This window comes from Paragemmobacter amnigenus, from assembly GCF_009908265.2.
Lineage (GTDB): Bacteria > Pseudomonadota > Alphaproteobacteria > Rhodobacterales > Rhodobacteraceae > Paragemmobacter > Paragemmobacter amnigenus.
The window spans coordinates 42,247-59,700 of record NZ_JAAATX020000004.1 but is presented as its reverse complement, the minus strand read 5'-3'; the positions used below and the strand labels follow the sequence as shown (position 1 = coordinate 59,700).

15 protein-coding genes are annotated in these 17,454 nt (G+C 68.1%); 9 read left to right on the top strand and 6 right to left on the bottom strand.

Going from position 1 to position 17,454, the window contains the following annotated elements; translation table 11 throughout:
• Positions 1–87 precede the first annotated feature (87 nt).
• From GU927_RS06370 to GU927_RS06350, 5 genes are all read right to left on the bottom strand, one after another.
• Positions 88–465 (bottom strand): thiol-disulfide oxidoreductase DCC family protein, encoded by a 378-nt coding sequence (locus tag GU927_RS06370; RefSeq protein WP_161761521.1) that lies wholly within the window; start codon positions 463–465, stop codon positions 88–90.
• 47 nt (positions 466–512) lie between these two features.
• Complete coding sequence (locus GU927_RS06365) at positions 513–755, bottom strand: CDGSH iron-sulfur domain-containing protein (RefSeq protein WP_161761520.1); 243 nt, start codon at positions 753–755, stop codon at positions 513–515.
• 77 nt (positions 756–832) lie between these two features.
• Entirely contained in the window at positions 833–2,212 is a 1,380-nt protein-coding gene (gene rimO, locus GU927_RS06360; RefSeq protein ID WP_161761519.1) for a 30S ribosomal protein S12 methylthiotransferase RimO, read from the bottom strand.
• A 43-nt stretch (positions 2,213–2,255) separates the two neighbouring features.
• Positions 2,256–3,779, bottom strand: coding sequence for a cryptochrome/photolyase family protein (locus GU927_RS06355; protein ID WP_161761518.1), 1,524 nt, complete (start codon positions 3,777–3,779; stop codon positions 2,256–2,258).
• A 163-nt stretch (positions 3,780–3,942) separates the two neighbouring features.
• Complete coding sequence (locus tag GU927_RS06350; protein ID WP_161761517.1) at positions 3,943–4,605, bottom strand: SDR family NAD(P)-dependent oxidoreductase; 663 nt, start codon at positions 4,603–4,605, stop codon at positions 3,943–3,945.
• A gap of 266 nt (positions 4,606–4,871) precedes the next feature.
• Between GU927_RS06350 and GU927_RS06345 the strand changes: the two genes are divergently transcribed.
• Positions 4,872–6,446: a 2-isopropylmalate synthase gene (locus GU927_RS06345; protein ID WP_161761516.1), complete on the top strand. Its 1,575-nt coding sequence runs from the start codon at positions 4,872–4,874 to the stop codon at positions 6,444–6,446.
• Between the two features lie 51 nt (positions 6,447–6,497).
• Here the strand turns inward: GU927_RS06345 and GU927_RS06340 are convergent, their stop codons facing one another.
• Entirely contained in the window at positions 6,498–7,241 is a 744-nt protein-coding gene (locus GU927_RS06340) for a hypothetical protein (RefSeq protein WP_161761515.1), read from the bottom strand.
• A gap of 362 nt (positions 7,242–7,603) precedes the next feature.
• On the opposite strand from GU927_RS06340, the gene GU927_RS06335 reads away from it, so the two are divergent.
• From GU927_RS06335 to GU927_RS06300, 8 genes are all read left to right on the top strand, one after another.
• Positions 7,604–8,641: a rod shape-determining protein gene (locus GU927_RS06335; protein WP_023664066.1), complete on the top strand. Its 1,038-nt coding sequence runs from the start codon at positions 7,604–7,606 to the stop codon at positions 8,639–8,641.
• Positions 8,642–8,673: 32 nt separating this feature from the next.
• The gene (gene mreC, locus GU927_RS06330; RefSeq protein WP_161761514.1) at positions 8,674–9,660 is read left to right on the top strand and encodes a rod shape-determining protein MreC; all 987 of its coding nucleotides are present in this window, start codon (positions 8,674–8,676) and stop codon (positions 9,658–9,660) included.
• Positions 9,653–10,192, top strand: coding sequence for a rod shape-determining protein MreD (locus tag GU927_RS06325; RefSeq protein ID WP_161761513.1), 540 nt, complete (start codon positions 9,653–9,655; stop codon positions 10,190–10,192). Before mreC ends, GU927_RS06325 begins: the two co-directional genes overlap by 8 nt.
• 7 nt (positions 10,193–10,199) lie before the next feature.
• Positions 10,200–12,143 carry a penicillin-binding protein 2 gene (mrdA, locus tag GU927_RS06320; protein WP_161761512.1) on the top strand — a complete coding sequence of 648 codons (1,944 nt, stop codon included), beginning with the start codon at positions 10,200–10,202 and terminating at the stop codon, positions 12,141–12,143.
• 13 nt (positions 12,144–12,156) lie between these two features.
• Positions 12,157–13,296 carry a rod shape-determining protein RodA gene (rodA, locus tag GU927_RS06315; protein ID WP_161761511.1) on the top strand — a complete coding sequence of 380 codons (1,140 nt, stop codon included), beginning with the start codon at positions 12,157–12,159 and terminating at the stop codon, positions 13,294–13,296.
• A complete protein-coding gene (locus GU927_RS06310) occupies positions 13,297–14,229 on the top strand; it encodes a 2-hydroxyacid dehydrogenase (protein ID WP_161761510.1) in 933 nt (310 codons plus the stop codon).
• 78 nt (positions 14,230–14,307) lie between these two features.
• Positions 14,308–15,336 carry a hydroxyacid dehydrogenase gene (locus GU927_RS06305; RefSeq protein WP_161761509.1) on the top strand — a complete coding sequence of 343 codons (1,029 nt, stop codon included), beginning with the start codon at positions 14,308–14,310 and terminating at the stop codon, positions 15,334–15,336.
• A gap of 81 nt (positions 15,337–15,417) precedes the next feature.
• Entirely contained in the window at positions 15,418–17,382 is a 1,965-nt protein-coding gene (locus GU927_RS06300) for an AsmA family protein (RefSeq protein WP_161761508.1), read from the top strand.
• Positions 17,383–17,454 lie beyond the last annotated feature (72 nt).

The following is a 17,454-nucleotide window of genomic DNA, read 5'->3' as shown; positions in this document are numbered from 1 at the left end:
ATTTCTGACGCAGAAATCGCGCCGGAATTTGACGCAAATTCCGGTCGGGGACCGTTTCCTGCGTCAGGAAACGGCGCGAAATCTGCGTCAGATTCCGCCTTTGCGCCGCGCCTGCCGTCGCAGATGCGCGCAGTAGAGCAGCGGGGCGGCGATGCGGTCGTAAAGGACGGTCACCACGGGGCGGATCACGGGCCAGCCCGTCACCCGCGCGAGCCAGCGCCAGCGGGGAAGGGTCGCCCAGATGGCGCGGAAGGCCGCGAGCCCCGACAGGAGGCGGCCGTCCTGCATCACATGCAGGCGGCGGGCGGCCTGATCTTCGGTCAGACCCCAGAGGGCGGCGTCTTTCAGGGGATCAAAGCGCAGGGGCGCGCTGTCACGGGTGGCGGCGGCGCGGTAATGGTCGATCTCGAACCGGCAGAGCGGGCAGGTGTCGTTGTAGAGGATGCGGGTGTCTTTGTCGGTCATGCCCGCAAAGCTAGGCGCGGGCGGAGCCGCGCCAAGCCGGTGCGACATCACAGCCGCGAATGCGACCCGTCGCAGAAGGGCGCCTTGGCGGATGCCTTGCAGCCGCAGAAGAAGAGCTTTTTGCCCTCTTCCGCCGTCACCTTCACCGGGGTGAAGGAGGTGCCCTTGTGGCTGCCATCGCAGAAGGGCTGGTTCTTCGATTCACCGCAGGCGCACCAGAAATAGGTCTTTCCCGCCTCGGCCTCGACCGGATAGGGGGCTTTCTGGGCGATCTTGGGGACGTCGGTCATGTCTGGCGTGCTCCTGTGGCGACTGCTACGCCGCAGGATGTGCGCCGCGTTCCGTCCGGGTCAAGCCATGCCTTCGGTCAGACGAGCCGCCCCCAGAGGTCGTATTCGGTTGCCTCTTCCACCTCGACCGTCACGATGTCGCCGGGGGAGAGGGTTTCGAAATCCTCGTCGATGAAGAGGTTGCCGTCGATTTCGGGCGCGTCGGCCTTGGTGCGGCAGGTGGCGCCTTCGCCGTCCACCTCGTCCACGATGACCTGCAGCGTCTGGCCCACCTTGGCGGCGAGCTTGGCTGCGGAAATGGCCTGCGCCTTTTCCATGAAGCGTTCCCAGCGGTCCTGCTTGACCTCTTCGGCCACATGGTCGGGCAGGGCGTTCGACCGCGCGCCGGGGACGTTTTCGTATTTGAAGCAGCCCACGCGGTCCAATTGCGCCTCGTCCAGCCAGTCGAGCAGGGTCTGGAATTCCTGTTCGGTCTCGCCCGGATAGCCCACGATGAAGGTGGACCGCAGCGTGATGTCGGGGCAGGTGGCGCGCCATGCGGCGATCTCGTCCAGCGTTTTCGCGGCGGCGGCGGGGCGGGCCATGCGTTTGAGGACATCCGGATGGGCGTGCTGGAAGGGGATGTCGAGATAGGGAAGGATCAGCCCGTCCGCCATCAGCGGGATCAGGTCGCGCACATGGGGATAGGGATAGACGTAATGCAGCCGCACCCATGCGCCAAGCTGGCCCATCTCGCGCGCGAGGTCGGTGATATGGGCGCGGACCTGACGGTCCTGCCACGGGCTTGTGTCATGCTTGCGGTCGACGCCATAGGCCGATGTGTCCTGCGAAATAACGAGGAGTTCGCGCACGCCCGCCTGCACCAGCTTTTCCGCCTCGCGCAGCACGGCATTGGCGGGGCGGCTGACAAGTTTCCCGCGCATGTCGGGGATGATGCAGAACTTGCACTTGTGGTTGCAGCCTTCGGAAATCTTCAGATAGCTGTAATGGCGCGGGGTGAGTTTCACGCCCGAGGCGGGCAGCAGGTCGATGAAGGGGTCGGGCTGCGGCGGGACGGCGGTGTGGACCGCGTCCAGCACCTGTTCGTATTGATGCGGGCCGGTGACGGCCAGCACCTTGGGATGCGCGCCGGTGATGTAGTCGGGTTCCGCGCCAAGGCAGCCGGTGACGATGACGCGGCCGTTTTCCTTCAGCGCCTCGCCGATGGCATCGAGGCTTTCGGCGCGGGCGCTGTCCAGAAAGCCGCAGGTGTTGACGATGACCGCATCCGCGCCCGCGTAATCGGGGCTGATCGCATAGCCTTCGGCGCGCAGGCGCGTCAGGATGCGTTCGCTGTCCACCAGCGCCTTGGGGCAGCCGAGCGAGACCATGCCGATGGTGGGCTGCCCCTCGCGCCGGTCATCGGGGACGGTGGCGCGGGCAAGGTCGGGGCGGAGGTTGGGCGGGTTCTGGGTCATGCGCGCCCCATAGCGCAAATGGCCCCGCGCGGGAAGGGGTGGGTCAGACCGGCGCGCCGCTGTCGAGCCTTGCGAGGAAGGCATCCGCATCGGTCAGGACACGGGCGCGGTGGGCCTCGTCCATGCGGTCCCATGTGCGGTACATCTGGGCCATGCGGGGATTGGCGGCGAAGCGGTCGCGGTGGCGGATCAGGAAGTGCCAGTAGAGCGGGTTGAAGGGGCAGGCGCGGTCGCCCGACTTCTCCTTCACCGCATAGGCGCAGCCGCCGCAATAGTCCGACATCCGATCAATATAGGCGCCCGAGGAGACATAGGGTTTCGACCCCACCACCCCGCCATCCGCGAATTGGGACATGCCGATGGTGTTCGGCGCCTCGACCCATTCGAAGGCGTCTATGTAGACCGAGAGATACCAGTCATGCACCTGCGCGGGGTCCACCCCCGCCAGAAGGGCGAAGTTGCCCGTCACCATCAGGCGCTGGATATGGTGGGCATAGGCCATGTCGCGGGTCTGGGCCACGGCGTGCGAGAGGCAGGCCATTCGCGTGGGCGCGCCCCAGAAGAGCGGGGGCAGGGCGCGGCTGTGGTTCAGCGCGTTGCGGGTGGTGTAATCCGGCCCTTCCAGCGCCCAGATGCCGCGCACGAATTCGCGCCAGCCGATGATCTGGCGGATGAAGCCTTCGGCCGCGTTGATCGGCACGCGGCCTGCCCGCCATTCGGCCTGCACTCGGGTGCAGATTTCCATGGGCGATAGCAGGCCGAGGTTCAGATAGGGCGAGATCAGGGCGTGCGACAGCGTCGGGTCGTCGCGCAGCATGGCGTCCTGTTCGTCGCCGAAGGTCGGCAGGGCGTGGCGGGCGAAATGGTCGAGTGCCGTCAGCGCATCGGCGCGGGTGACGGCCCAGCCGAAGGGGCGGGCCGCGCCGAAATGGGCGGGAAATCGGGTTTCGACGAGGGTCAGCACCTCTTCGGTGATCGCATCCGGCGCGAAGCGCGGCGGGCGGGGGCGGAAGAGGTCGGGTTTCGCGGGCTTGCGGTTGTCGTGGTCGAAATTCCACTGCCCGCCTGCGGGCTTGTCCCCGTCCATCATCAGGCCGGTCTTGCGGCGCATCTCGCGGTAGAAGAATTCCATGCGGAGTTGCTTGCGCCCTTCGGTCCATGCGGCGAAATCGGCTTCGGAGCAGAGAAAGCGGTCGTCGGGCAGTTGCGTGACGGGGATCGGGCAGTCGGCCAGCGCCTGCCTGAGGCGCCAGTCGCCGGGGGCGGTGGCGATGACGTCGGTCGCACCGGTTTCCGCCGCGCGGCGGATGATCTCTCCCGTGATCGACTGCGTGTTGTCGGGGTCGTCCAGCCGCGAATAGGCAACCGTCCGCCTGTCCGCCCTCAACCCCTCTGCGAAGTGGCGCATGGCCGACAGGATCAGCGCGATCTTCTGCGGGTGGTGGGGGGCGTAGGTGCCTTCGGCCATCACCTCGGCCATGACGATGGTGTCATCGGGCCGCGCGGCGCGAAGGGCGGCGATGTCGGGGGTGAGCTGGTCGCCCAGGACGAGGATGAGGCGGGTCATGGGGCGCACCATGGCGCGACGGGCATGGGCGCAACGGTCGGGATTGCCCCGATGCCCAAAGCATCGGGGCGCGGCCGTCCTGCCCCCCCGGCGCGGCCGCACATATATGTGCAGCCACCCCGGCGTGACGGCCGCGCCCCTTGCGTTGCCCTGCCGATGGGGTTCACCACTCCACCCTTTCGCCCTTCCAGTCAAAGAACAGCCCCGACTGCGCCGCGCCGATCCCGTCCAGCACGGCCAGCAGGTTCCGCGCCGCCACATCCGGCGTCACCGTCGGATACCCGCCCGCATAGGCCGCCGTCAGGGGCGTGGCCACGGTCCCCGGATGCAGCGCCACAAGTGCAGCCTGCGGATGGCTGCGCGCCAGTTCCACCGCGCAGGTCCGCACGATCTGGTTCAGCGCCGCCTTGGCCGCGCGATAGCCGTGCCAGCCGCCCAGTCGGTTATCCCCGATCGACCCCACCCGCGCCGACAGCACCGCAAGTTTCGCGGGGCGGTCCTTCGGGATCAGCCGCCAGACATGTTTCAAGACCAGCGCCGGCCCGATCGCGTTCAGCGCGAATTGCGCGGCCATCGCGCCCGCATCCAGCGCCTTCACGCTTTTCTCGGGGCGTGCGCCCCCGACCTCCAGCCCGCCGGTCGCCACGAAGACCAGATCGAAGGCCCCGTCCAGCCCGCCCAGCACCCGCGCGACCGATGCCTCGTCCGTCACATCCAGCCCGTCAGCCGACCGCGACAGGCCGACCACATCCCACGCCTGCGCCGACAATGCGGCGCCGACCGCCCCGCCGATCCCGCCCGATGCCCCGATCACAAGTGCCCGCATGTCCCCCCGCTTTCCGCGCCGTGACCTAAGGCGCGAAAAACCGCAGGCAAGGCGCGTTTTTCGGGGTTGCGCTGCGGCAATTCCTGCGTATCGTCGCGCCCCATGACAGGGAACCGGCATATCGCTTCGATTTCGGGTGCATTTCGCGCCCCCGCCGCCCTTGGCCTGCTTCTCCTTAGCCGCCTCTGAGCGTGCCCTTGGGCGCGACCGCTCGGAGGTGACCAGCGCCCGCAGGAAAAGCAGCAGACGGCACAAGGAACAGACCCATGACCGATACCAGCACGCAACCCCGCGTAATGATCTTCGACACCACGCTGCGCGACGGCGAACAGTCGCCCGGCGCGACCATGACGCATGACGAGAAGCTGGAGATCGCCGGACTCCTCGACGAGATGGGCGTGGACATCATCGAGGCGGGGTTTCCCATCGCCTCGGAAGGTGATTTCAACGCGGTGAGCGAGATCGCGAAGCGGTCGAGGAATTCCACCATCTGCGGGCTGGCGCGGGCGAATTACAAGGATATCGACCGCTGCTGGGAGGCGGTGCGCCACGCGAAATCGCCGCGCATCCACACCTTCATCGGCACCTCGCCGCTGCACCGCGCCATTCCCAATCTGGACATGGACCAGATGGCCGAACGCATCCACGACACGGTGACCCATGCCCGCAACCTGTGCGACAACGTGCAGTGGTCGCCCATGGACGCGACGCGGACCGAGGCCGACTATCTGTGCCGCGTGGTGGAAATCGCGATCAAGGCTGGCGCCACCACGATCAACATCCCCGACACGGTGGGCTATACCTACCCCTTCGAGAGCGCGAAGATCATCCGCATGCTGCTGGAGCGGGTGCCGGGGGCCGATACCATCACCTTCGCCACCCATTGCCATAACGACCTTGGCATGGCGACGGCCAATGCGCTGGCCGCGGTCGAGGCGGGCGCGCGGCAGATCGAATGCACGATCAACGGTCTGGGCGAACGCGCGGGCAATACCGCGCTGGAAGAGGTCGTCATGGCGATGAAGGTTCGCAATGACATCCTGCCGTACCGCACGGGCATCGACACGACGAAGATCATGAACCTGTCGCGCCGCGTGTCGACCGTGTCGGGCTTCCCCGTGCAGTTCAACAAGGCCATCGTGGGCAAGAACGCCTTTCTGCACGAATCCGGTATCCATCAGGACGGTGTGCTGAAGAACGTGGAGACGTTCGAGATCATGCGCCCCGAGGATATCGGCTTGACCGCGAAGAACATCGCGATGGGCAAGCATTCGGGCCGCGCCGCGCTGCGCGCGAAGCTGAAGGAGCTGGGCTATGAGCTGGCCGACAACCAGCTGAACGACGTCTTTGTCCGCTTCAAGGCTTTGGCCGACCGCAAGAAAGAGGTCTATGACGACGACATCCTCGCACTGGTGGCGGACGAGCAGACCAATGACGCCCATGACATCCTTGTCCTGAAGAAGCTGCGCGTGGTCTGCGGGACCGAGGGGCCGCAGGAGGCGGACATGGTCCTGTCCATCGACGGGGTGGACCACCACATCGACGCCACGGGCGACGGTCCGGTGGATGCGGCCTTCAACTGCATCAAGATGCTCTTCCCGCACAAGGCACGGCTGCAGGTCTATCAGGTGGCCGCCGTGACCGAAGGCACCGACGCGCAGGCGACCGTGTCGGTCAGGCTGGAGGAGGACGGGCGCATCGTCACGGGGCAGTCGGCGGATACCGATACCATCGTGGCGTCGGTGAAGGCCTATGTGAACGCGCTGAACCGTCTGATCGTGCGGCGGCAGAAGACCGCGCCGGGCGAGGATGTGAAGACCGTCACCTATCACGGCGAATAAGGGCCGGAGCGTCCGGCAGAGGGGGGGCGGCCCGTGCCGCCCCTTTCGCGTTCAGACCACCCCGAAGCGCGCCGTGACCGCCGCCGCATGGGCGGCAAGCGCGGGCGTCCCCGCCCATTGCGCCAGAAGGTCCGACCAGCGCAGGGGGGCGAAGACCACATCCGACCCCTTCACCCGTGCGGCGAAATCCGCGATCTCGGCCGCGTGGGCGCGGATCGCGCCCGCATCGACCGGCTTGCCGCTGGCCCATGCCGCGGGGGCGGCGTGCAGGTAGACCAGCACCGCACCGCGCCCGCGTTTCACCGCCTGCGTCCGCAGCGCATAGGCGTCGCGCAGCAGTTCGACCGCGTCCAGATGCCGGTAGCGGACTGCACCCGACACCAGCGCCGCCCGCAGCGCGTCGATCCGCGCCATGCCCGCGCCCCAGTCGCGGCTGTCCAGCGCGGCGTCAAAGGCCGTGGCCTTGCCCGGACGGAAGGGGTCATAGCGCTTGACCTCGATCCCCACGAGCGAGGTGGGGGTCGTCACCACGGCGTCGAGCCACGGATGCCGCCCGCCCTTCCACGGCAGGCGCAGCTCTTCCATGATCGCGACCGTTTCGGGGCGGCCCATGGGCACGGCGGGCAGCGGCGGCAGAAGGGCAGGGCGCGACAGGAAAAAGCCTATGGCATTGGCCGAGAGGGCCTGCGTGGATTCGGGGCTGTCGAAGCGGCCCGAGGACAGCTCGTTCCCCGGCGCGCGGGACAGGGCGGCACGGACGGCATCGGCGGGGAGTTCGGGCAGGAATTCAGGCACGGCGCACCCCTTGCGGTTCCGGATGGACCGCCCCCCTTACGCCGGTTCCGCGCCGGACGGAAGGCGGGACCGCCGCGCGCCCTGTGCTGCTGCGGGCCCGAGGGGGGCGATTTTTCTGCGAAAAATCCCCGCCCCGCCCCGACGATTGCGCGAAATGTCCAATCTTGTGGGACGGGGGGCCACGGAGCGCCCGATTTTTCGCAGAAAAATCGTAAGCCCCGCCCGCACACGCGGAATTGCGCGCCGCGCCTGCCTGCGGGCTTTCACTGGACTGTGGCTGTCTTTATATGGGGGCGCCCGCCTCGGCCGTGTCTGAGTCGCGGGTAAATTCCGTTTTGCGCTTCAATCAGGATCACCCCAGCATGTCGGTACTCTCGGGCATCTTCTCGTCGGACATGGCGATCGACCTCGGCACGGCGAATACGCTCGTCTATATCCGCGGCAAGGGGATCGTGCTGAACGAGCCTTCGGTCGTGGCCTATCACGTCAAGGACGGGAAAAAGCAGGTTCTGGCCGTGGGCGAGGATGCCAAGCTGATGCTGGGCCGCACGCCCGGCACGATCGAGGCGATCCGGCCCATGCGCGACGGGGTCATCGCGGATTTCGACAGCGCGGAAGAGATGATCAAGCATTTCATCCGCAAGGTGCACAAGCGCACGACCTTTTCGAAGCCCAAGATCATCGTCTGCGTGCCCCATGGCGCGACGCCTGTGGAAAAGCGCGCGATCCGGCAGTCGGTCCTGTCCGCCGGCGCCCGCCGCGCGGGGCTGATCGCGGAACCCATCGCGGCGGCGATCGGGGCGGGGATGCCCATCACCGACCCCACGGGGAACATGGTCGTCGATATCGGCGGCGGCACGACCGAGGTGGCGGTGCTGTCGCTGGGTGACATCGTCTATGCCCGTTCCGTCCGAGTGGGCGGCGACCGGATGGATGAGGCGATCATCTCCTACCTGCGCCGTCACCAGAACCTGCTGATCGGGGAATCGACGGCCGAACGTATCAAGACCTCCATCGGCACGGCGCGGATGCCCGATGACGGGCGCGGCGCGTCGATGCAGATCCGCGGGCGCGACCTGCTGAACGGCGTGCCGAAAGAGACCGAGATCAATCAGGCGCAAGTGGCCGAGGCCTTGGCCGAACCCGTGCAGCAGATTTGCGACGCGGTCATGCAGGCGCTGGAAGCCACCCCGCCGGACCTTGCCGCCGATATCGTGGACCGTGGCGTGATGCTGACGGGGGGCGGCGCGCTGCTGGGTGATCTGGACCTGTCCTTGCGCGAACAGACCGGGCTTTCGATCAGCGTCGCCAACGAGTCACTGAATTGTGTGGCGCTGGGCACCGGCAAGGCGCTGGAATATGAAAAGCAACTGCGGCATGTGATCGACTACGACAGCTGATCCCGTCGGACAGGCCATCGGAGAGGTTCGCCGTGGCGAAGGCGCGCAGCACAGGTCCGGAAGATTACGCCCGTCCCCTGCGGCGGCTGCTGGTGGGGCTGTTGGTCCTGCTGCTTCTTGGGCTGTTCCTGCTGTGGCGCATCGATTCCCCGCGCGTCGAACGGTTCCGCGCGGCGCTGGTGGATCGGGTGGTGCCGTCCTTTGACTGGGCGCTGCTGCCCGTGACGAAGGCCGCCGCGATGATCGACGAATTCCAGAGCTATGCGAGCCTTTACGAACAGAATCAGGAACTTCGCCGCGAATTGCAGCAGATGAAGGCGTGGCGCGAGGCGGCACTGCAACTGGAGCAGAAGAACGCGCGCCTCCTCGACCTCAATCAGGTGCGGCTGGACCCGAAACTGACGCATGTCACGGGCGTGGTGCTGGCCGATAGCGGGTCGCCCTTCCGGCAATCGGTGCTGCTGAACGTGGGCGCGCGGGACGGTATCCGCGACGGCTGGGCCACGATGGACGGGATCGGTCTGGTGGGCCGCATCTCGGGTGTGGGGGAGCGGACGGCGCGGGTGATCCTGCTCACCGACTCCAACAGCCGCGTGCCCGTCACCGTGCAGCCCTCGGGGCAGAAGGCGCTGCTGGCGGGGGACAATTCCGCGCTGCCGCCGCTGGAGTTTCTGGAGGATGCCGATCTGGTCCGCCCCGGCGACAGCGTGGTGACCAGCGGCGATGGCGGGATGCTGCCTGCGGGCCTGCCGGTGGGGCGGGTGGCGATGGGCACCGACCGCCGCCTGCGGGTGATCCTTGGCGCCGATTACGAGCGGCTGGAATTCCTGCGCGTCCTTCGCAGCCATGACCTGCAACCGATCACCGATCCCGGCGCGCTGGTCGCCCCGCCCCCCGCCCCGCCCGAACCCGAGGCCGAGACGGGCGAGGGCAGCACCCCGTCTGACGATCCCTCGGCCGGCGGGGGAACGGGGGATGTGACCGACGGCTCGCCGGGGGTGGAGGCGGGCGATGGTTGATCCCGTCCGCTCTTCGGTCTGGCTGTATCGGGGGGCCTTCGTCGGGCTGGCGCTGCTTCTTCTGTTCCTGCGGCTTTTGCCGCTGGGGTCGGTGGCGGGCGACTGGCCGGGGCCGGACCTGCTCTTGTGCCTGATCTTCGCCTGGGTGGTGCGGCGGCCAGATTACCTGCCCGTGGCCCTGATCGGTGCGGTGATCCTGCTGGAGGACCTGATCCTGATGCGCCCGCCGGGGCTGTGGTGCGCGCTGGTGATCCTTGCCACGGAATTCATCCGCGCCCGCGCGGTGCTGACGCGCGAGCTGGGCTTTCTGACCGAATGGCTGCTGGTGGGGGGGATGATGCTTGCGCTGCTTCTTGCCTATCGGCTGGCCTTCTCGCTGGCCTTCCTGCCGCAGCCGGGTTTCGGCTTTGCGCTGTTGCAGGTTTTGTGGTCCATCCTGTGCTATCCGCTGGTCGTGGCGGCGTCGCGCTTTGCCTTTGACCTGAGGAAGCCCGCGATGGGAGAGGTCGACGCCTACGGACGGCGCCTGTGAGGATGGCATGAGACGGACCGCCCGCGACACCGAGGAGAGCGCCCGCCGCGTGAACCGCCGCACCCTTCTGATGGGCGGGGCGATGGCGGCGATGTTCGCCGTCCTTGGCGCGAGGATGCGCTATCTGTCGGTGGAGCAGGCCGACGAATTCCGCCTGCTGGCCGAGGAAAACCGCATCAACATGAGCCTGATCCCGCCGGAGCGGGGGCTGATCCTTGACCGCAAGGGCGGGCTGATCGCGGGCAACGAACAGAATTACCGCGTGACCATGACGCGCGAGGGGGCGGGCGATACCGAGGCGGTGCTGGCCCGCCTGACCCGCCTGATCCCGCTGACGGCCGAGGATCTGGAGCGCATCGCGCGGGATCTGGACCGCAACTCGCCCTTCGTGCCGATCATCGTGGCGGACCGCCTGTCATGGGAGGATTTCTCGAAGGTCGCGCTGAACGCGCCCACCCTGCCCGGGGTGACGCCCGAGGTGGGGCTGTCGCGGCACTATCCGCTGGTCGAGGATTTTTCCCATGTCGTGGGCTATGTCGGCCCCGTGTCGGAGAAAGACCTTGCCGAACGCCCCGACCCCGACCCCGTGCTGCGCATCCCCGAATTCCAGATCGGCAAGATCGGGGTGGAGCGCTGGATGGAGGACACGCTGCGCGGCACGGCCGGCAACAAGCGGATCGAGGTCAACCATGTCGGCCGCGTCATGCGCGAGCTGGAGCGGATCGACGGCACGCCGGGGCAGGATGTGCAATTGACCATCGACGCCGATGTGCAGAACTTCATCCAGGCCCGTCTGGGCGAGGAAAGTGCCGCCTGCGTGGTGATGGATGTGCAGACGGGCGAGATCATCGCCTGCGCTTCGGCCCCCGGGTTTGACCCGAACCTTTTTGTGCGGGGGATCAGCCAGCGCGACTATTCCGCGCTGATGGAGGACGATCACCGTCCGCTGGCCAACAAGACGGTGCAGGGCGCCTATCCGCCGGGGTCCACCTTCAAGATGGTCACGGCGCTGGCCGCGTTGCAGGACGGGCTGATCACGCCGGAAACCACCCATTCCTGCCCGGGCTACATCGAATTCGGCGACCGCCGTTTCCATTGCTGGAAGCGTGGCGGGCACGGGCGGGTGGATCTTGCGCGTTCGCTGTCGGAAAGCTGCGACGTCTATTACTACGAGATCGCGCAGAAGGTCGGCATCGACAAGATCGCCGAGATGGGGCGCAAGCTGGGCCTTGGCATCCGCCACGACCTGCCGATGTCCGCCATCACCGATGGCATCATGCCCACCAAGGCCTGGAAGAAAGAGCGCTGGGATCAGGACTGGCGCATCGGGGATACGATCAACGCCTCGATCGGGCAGGGCTATGTGCTGGCCTCGCCGCTGCAACTGACGGTGATGACGGCGCGCATCGCCTCGGGGAGGGCGGTGCTGCCGCGTCTGGTGCGCGCCATCGGCGGCCAGCAGGTCGAATTCCCCGAGGCAGAGCCGCTGGACATTCCGGCAGAGGGGCTGCGCGCCGTGCAGTCGGGGATGTTCGAGGTGATGAACTCGCAGCGCGGCACGGCCTTCAGCTCGCGCATCGCGGACGAGACGATGGTGCTGGCAGGCAAGACGGGCACCAGCCAGGTCCGCAACATCAGCGCGGCAGAGCGGGCGCGGGGCGTGGTGTCTAACGACCAGTTGCCGTGGAACCGCCGCGACCATGCCCTGTTCGTGGGCTATGCGCCCTATGACAACCCGCGCTATGCGGTGACGGTGGTAGTGGAACATGGCGGCGGCGGATCGGCCGCGGCGGCCCCCATCGCGCGCGACGCCATCCTGCGCGTGCTGCATGGTGACATCCCGCCCCTGACCGCCTATCCCGCCAACCAGCGCGGCCGGATCGAGACCGACCTGAACGCCCTGCGCGAGAAGCTGCGCAGTGGCGGCGGCGCGGCCAAGTCGCGCGCATGACGGGGGCGGGGGCATGAGTTTTCTGGAATACCGCGTCAAGACGGTGCCGGGCGGGCTGCGCAAGGTGCTGTATCTGAACTGGCCGCTGGTCGTGCTGGTCTGCGCGGTGTCGGCGGTGGGGTTCCTGATCCTGTATTCCATCGCGGGCGGCAACATGGAGACATGGGCCGAGCCGCAGATGAAACGCTTTGGCGTCGGGCTGGTCCTGATGTTCGCCATCGCCTTCGTGCCGATCTGGTTCTGGCGCAACATGGCGGGGCTGGCCTTTGGCATCTCGATCCTGCTGCTGCTGGCGGTGGAATTCTTCGGCGTGGTCGGCATGGGCGCGCAGCGCTGGTTGGATATCGGGCCGCTTCGCATCCAGCCGTCCGAGCTGGCGAAGGTCACGATGGTGATGCTGCTGGCGGCCTATTACGATTGGCTGGACATCAAGCGGGTGTCGCGCCCGCTCTGGGTGCTGATCCCCGTCCTCATCATCCTGCTGCCGACCGCGCTGGTGGTGATCCAGCCGAACCTTGGCACCTCGCTGATGCTGCTGATGGGGGGGGCGGCGGTGATGTTCGCGGCCGGTGTGAGCATCTGGTATTTCGCCGCCGTGGCCGCGCTGGTCGTGGGCGTGGTGGTGGCCGTCTTCACCACGCGCGGCACGCCGTGGCAGTTCCTGCATGACTACCAGTACCGCCGGATCGACACGTTCCTCGACCCGTCTGCCGATCCGCTGGGGGCGGGTTACAACATCATGCAGGCCAAGATCGCGCTGGGGTCGGGCGGCTGGGGCGGCAAGGGGTTCATGCAGGGCACGCAGTCGCGGCTGAACTTCCTGCCGGAGAAACACACCGACTTCATCTTCACCACGCTGGGCGAGGAATTCGGTTTCGTGGGCGCCTTCTCGCTGCTGATCCTGTACGGGCTGATCCTGTTCTTCTGCTTCACCTCGTCGGTCCAGAACAAGGACCGTTTCAGCCAGTTGCTCATCATCGGGCTGGCTGCCAACTTCTTCTTCTATCTGGCCGTCAACCTGTCGATGGTGATGGGCATGGCCCCCGTCGTGGGGGTGCCGCTGCCCTTCCTCTCCTATGGCGGATCGGTGATGATGGTCCTTCTCGTGGCCTTCGGGCTGATCCAGAGCGCACATGTCCACAGGCCCCGCTAGATGACCCTGACCGTCCTTTTCGCCGCTTCCGACGCCAACTGGCAGGACTATGCCGCCCCCCTGCGCGCGGCGCTTGCAGATGCGGGGATCGACGCCACCCTGACGCGCGAGGCGGACCCTGCGGGGGTGGATTACATCGTCTATGCGCCGTCCTCGCCCGTGCAGGACTTCGCGCCCTTCACCCGCTGCAAGGCGGTGCTGTCGCTCTGGGCGGGGGTGGAGCGGATCGTGGGCAACCCGACGCTGACCCAGCCGCTGTGCCGCATGGTGGACCCTGCCCTGACCGAGGGGATGGTGGAATGGGTGGTGGGCCATGCGCTGCGCCACCATCTGGGAATGGACCGGCATATCGTGAATCCGGGCCGCGTCTGGGACCCGACCTGCCCGCCGCTGGCGCGCGAGCGGCCGGTCGCCATGCTGGGCATGGGCGAGCTGGGTACCGCCTGTGCGCGCGCGCTGGCCGCGCTGAACTTTCCTGTGACGGGGTGGAGCCGGACGCCAAAGGATGTGGCGGGCATCCCTTGCCTCTCAGGCGAGGCGGGGCTGGAACAGGCGCTGTGCGGGGCGGCGATCGTGGTGACGCTGCTGCCGAGAACGCCCGAGACGGAGAATACGCTGGACGCGCGCAGGCTGGCCCTGCTGCCGCAGGGCGCGGTGATCCTGAACCCCGGCCGCGGGGCGCTGATCGACGATGCGGCGCTGCTGGCCGCGCTGGATGCGGGGCGGGTGGGGCATGCGACGCTGGATGTGTTCCGCGTGGAGCCGCTGCCGCAGGACCACCCGTTCTGGACCCATCCCCGCGTGACCGTGACGCCCCATATCGCCGCCGATACCCGTGCGCCTTCGGCCAGCCGCGTGATCGTGGAAAACATCCGGCGGGCCGAGGCGGGCGAGCCGCTGTTGAACCGTGTCGACCGCCAGCGCGGCTACTGAGGCGGGCGCGCGTTCCGCCTGCCTTGCCTGCGGGGCGGGGGCGGCATAGCGTCCGGCGCAAGCCTGATGGAGTGTCCCATGCCCGACGACCGCCCGCTGATCCTGTCCTGCCCGCTGCCGCGCACGCTGCCGCTGATCTTTGCGCCCGACCGTCTGGAGGAGTTGCGCGCCCGCTACCGCATCGTCGAGACGACGGACGGGGACCTGCCCGCGCTGCCCGACGCGGTGCTGGCAGAGGCGCGCCACATCATCGGCCAGCCGCCGCTGGATATGGCGACGCTGGGGCGGCTGTCGTCGCTGCGCTGCATCTTCAACGTGGAATCGAACCTGCTGAACAACATGCCCTATGACGAGGTGTTCCGCCGCGGCATCCATGTCGTCACCACGGGCGCGGTCTTTGCCCAGCCGGTGGCCGAGATCGGGCTGGGCTTCGCGCTGTCGCTGTTGCGAAACATCCATGGCGCGGATGCCGATTTCCGCGCGGGGCGCGAGCTGTGGGGGGGCGAGGGGAACGCCACCGCGCGGCTGCTGACGGGGGCCGAGGTGGGGATACTGGGCTTTGGCGATCTGGGGCGGGCCTGCGCGCGGGTGCTGGCGGGGTTTGCGCCGCGCCTGCGGGTCTATGACCCGTGGCTGCCTGCGTCGCGCATCCGCGAGGCGGGCGCGGAACCCGCGACGCTGGATCAGGTGATGGCGCGGTCGGACGTGGTTTTCTGCACCGCCGCCGTCACGTCGGAAAATCGCGGCTTCCTTGGCGCGGCGGAATTCGCGGCGATGCGGCGGGGGGCGATCTTCCTGCTGTTGTCGCGCGCCGATGTGGTGGACTTCCCCGCGCTGATGGAGGCGGTCAGGTCGGGCCATATCCTTGCCGCTTCGGACGTCTTCCCGCAGGAGCCGCTGGCGCCCGACCATCCCGTCCGCTCCATCCCCGGCTTCCTTCTGTCGGCGCATCGGGCGGGGGCGCTGGACGTGGCTTTCCGGCGGATGGGCGAGATGGTGCTGGAGGATCTGGCGCTGGTCGACCGTGGCCTGCCCCCCATGGTCTGCAAAAGGGCCGAGCGCGAGACGGTCGCGCGCTTCCGGTCGAAACCCGTTTCGGTGAACTGACCCGCCTATCGGCTGCGGCCCGCCTTGCGGGCGCGGGGGGCGCGGGCGTAACCTTGGCGCGATGGCGGGCGGGGGGATGTGATGCGCTGGTTGTTCCGTGTCGTGGGGGGGCTGGTGGTGCTGGCGCTGCTGGGGATGGCGGCGCTGGTGCTGATCCCGTCGGATCGCGTGGCCGCGCTGGCCGTGGGCCAGTTCGAGAAGGTCACGGGGCGCAAGCTGGTGATCGAGGGCGCGGTGAAGCCCACGCTCTGGCCCGTGCTGGGGGTCGAGACGGGGCGCATCACCATCTCGAACGCCGACTGGTCCGACGAGGGCGCGATGCTGACCGCCGATGCGCTGGCGATCCGGATCGACGCGCAGGCGCTGTTCGGGGGGGCGGTGCGGATCACGGGGCTGGAACTGACCCGCCCCGAAATCCTGATCGAGAAGGCCGAGGAGGGGACCGGCAACTGGGTCTTTGGCGGCGATCAGGGCGGGACGGCCACAGCGGACATGGCGGGGGCGGATACGCCCTTCACGCTGGATCAGGGCGTGATCCGCGACGGCAGCATCGGTTATATCGACCATGCCACGGGGCGCACGGTCATGCTGACCGGCGTCGATCTGGAGATGCGGCTGGCCAGCTATGACGGCCCGCTGGAGATGTCGCTGACCGCCGAGACGGGGGGCGGGGAAATTGCCGCCGACCTGACCCTTGGCGCCTTCCGCACGGCCTATGAGGGGGGCGTGTCCCCTGTCACCCTGTCGGCGCGGGCGGGCAAGGCGCAGGTGGATTTTGACGGGCGGGCGGGGTTCATGCCGCTGGTGGCCGAAGGCACGCTGGACGCGGACCTTGCCGATCTGGCCGCCGTCTCGGCGCTTCTGGGGTTGGAGCGGCCCGCGCTGCCGCAGGGGTTCGGCGCGGAGAGCGTGCAGGTGGCGGGGGCGCTGACGCTGACCGCGGAAGGGTCGGCCCATCTGCGGGGCGGGCGGATCGTGCTGGATGGCACGGCGGTGACGGGCGATCTGGACCTGACGCAGGGCGAGGCGCGGCCGAAGCTTGTGGCGCGGCTGGAAACCGGCGATCTGGCCGTGGCGCGCAACGTGGCGGGGGGCAGCGGCGCGGGCGAAGGCGGCGGGGCGGTGGCGACGGCGGGCTGGTCGGACCGGCCGATCGACCTGTCGGGTCTGGGGGCGCTGGATGCCGATCTGGGCCTGCGCGCGGCCTCGCTGGCGCTGGGTCCGGTGACGATGGGCCCCGTGGCGGGGCGGGTGACGGTGGACCGCGCCCGCGCGGTGGTGACGCTGGACCGCGCGGGGGCCTATGGCGGCACGGTGACGGGCGACTTCGTGCTGAACGCGCGCAAGGGCCTGTCGGTGGGCGGCAATCTGGCCTTCCGCGAGATCAGCCTGCAACCGATGCTGACCGACCTGACCGGTTACGGGCGGCTGGTGGGATCGGGCGACCTGACGCTCGACTTCCTCGGCTCGGGCAATTCGGTCGATGCGATCATGCGCAGCCTGTCGGGATCAGGGGTGCTGAACCTTGGCGCGGGCGCGATCGAGGGGCTGGATATCGCGGGGATGATCCGCACGCTCGACACCGGCTATGTGGGCGAGGGGCAGCGGACGGTCTTCGACAGCCTCTCGGCCAGTTTCGACATGGACGGGGGCGACCTGTTCAACCGCGACCTGCTGATGGCGGGACCGGTGGTCAGCGCCGAGGGCGCGGGGCGCATCGGCCTTGGCGCGCGCGATCTGGAATACCGCATCCGCCCGACCGCCCTGCGCGGGGCCGATGGCACGGGCGGGATTTCCGTGCCGCTCTGGATCACCGGATCATGGGCCGCGCCGAACTTCGCGCTGGATCTGGAGGCGCTGGCGCAGGAAAATCTGGCCGACGAGGCGGCGGCGCTGGAGGACGGGCTGAAGGCCAAGGCGGCCGAGGAGCTGGACCAGCAGGAAGGCGAGTCGCTTGAGGATGCCGCCAGGCGCAAGTTGCAGGAGGAGCTGGGGCAGGAGGCGGGGGATCTGCTGCTGGACCTGCTGGGTGGCGGCGGGAACTGAGGGCGAAGGATTTTCTGGCGAAAATCCTTCGGCGCGATCCTTCTGGCGAAGGATCGGCACCACAGGACGGCA

Coding starts and splice junctions, on each gene's coding strand:
- GU927_RS06370 (WP_161761521.1), bottom strand. CDS start 465: ATGACCGACAAAGACACCCGCATCCTCTACAACGACACCTGCCCGCTC.
- GU927_RS06365 (WP_161761520.1), bottom strand. CDS start 755: ATGACCGACGTCCCCAAGATCGCCCAGAAAGCCCCCTATCCGGTCGAG.
- rimO (WP_161761519.1), bottom strand. CDS start 2,212: ATGACCCAGAACCCGCCCAACCTCCGCCCCGACCTTGCCCGCGCCACC.
- GU927_RS06355 (WP_161761518.1), bottom strand. CDS start 3,779: ATGACCCGCCTCATCCTCGTCCTGGGCGACCAGCTCACCCCCGACATC.
- GU927_RS06350 (WP_161761517.1), bottom strand. CDS start 4,605: ATGCGGGCACTTGTGATCGGGGCATCGGGCGGGATCGGCGGGGCGGTC.
- GU927_RS06345 (WP_161761516.1), top strand. CDS start 4,872: ATGACCGATACCAGCACGCAACCCCGCGTAATGATCTTCGACACCACG.
- GU927_RS06335 (WP_023664066.1), top strand. CDS start 7,604: ATGTCGGTACTCTCGGGCATCTTCTCGTCGGACATGGCGATCGACCTC.
- GU927_RS06325 (WP_161761513.1), top strand. CDS start 9,653: ATGGTTGATCCCGTCCGCTCTTCGGTCTGGCTGTATCGGGGGGCCTTC.
- mrdA (WP_161761512.1), top strand. CDS start 10,200: ATGAGACGGACCGCCCGCGACACCGAGGAGAGCGCCCGCCGCGTGAAC.
- rodA (WP_161761511.1), top strand. CDS start 12,157: ATGAGTTTTCTGGAATACCGCGTCAAGACGGTGCCGGGCGGGCTGCGC.
- GU927_RS06310 (WP_161761510.1), top strand. CDS start 13,297: ATGACCCTGACCGTCCTTTTCGCCGCTTCCGACGCCAACTGGCAGGAC.
- GU927_RS06305 (WP_161761509.1), top strand. CDS start 14,308: ATGCCCGACGACCGCCCGCTGATCCTGTCCTGCCCGCTGCCGCGCACG.
- GU927_RS06300 (WP_161761508.1), top strand. CDS start 15,418: ATGCGCTGGTTGTTCCGTGTCGTGGGGGGGCTGGTGGTGCTGGCGCTG.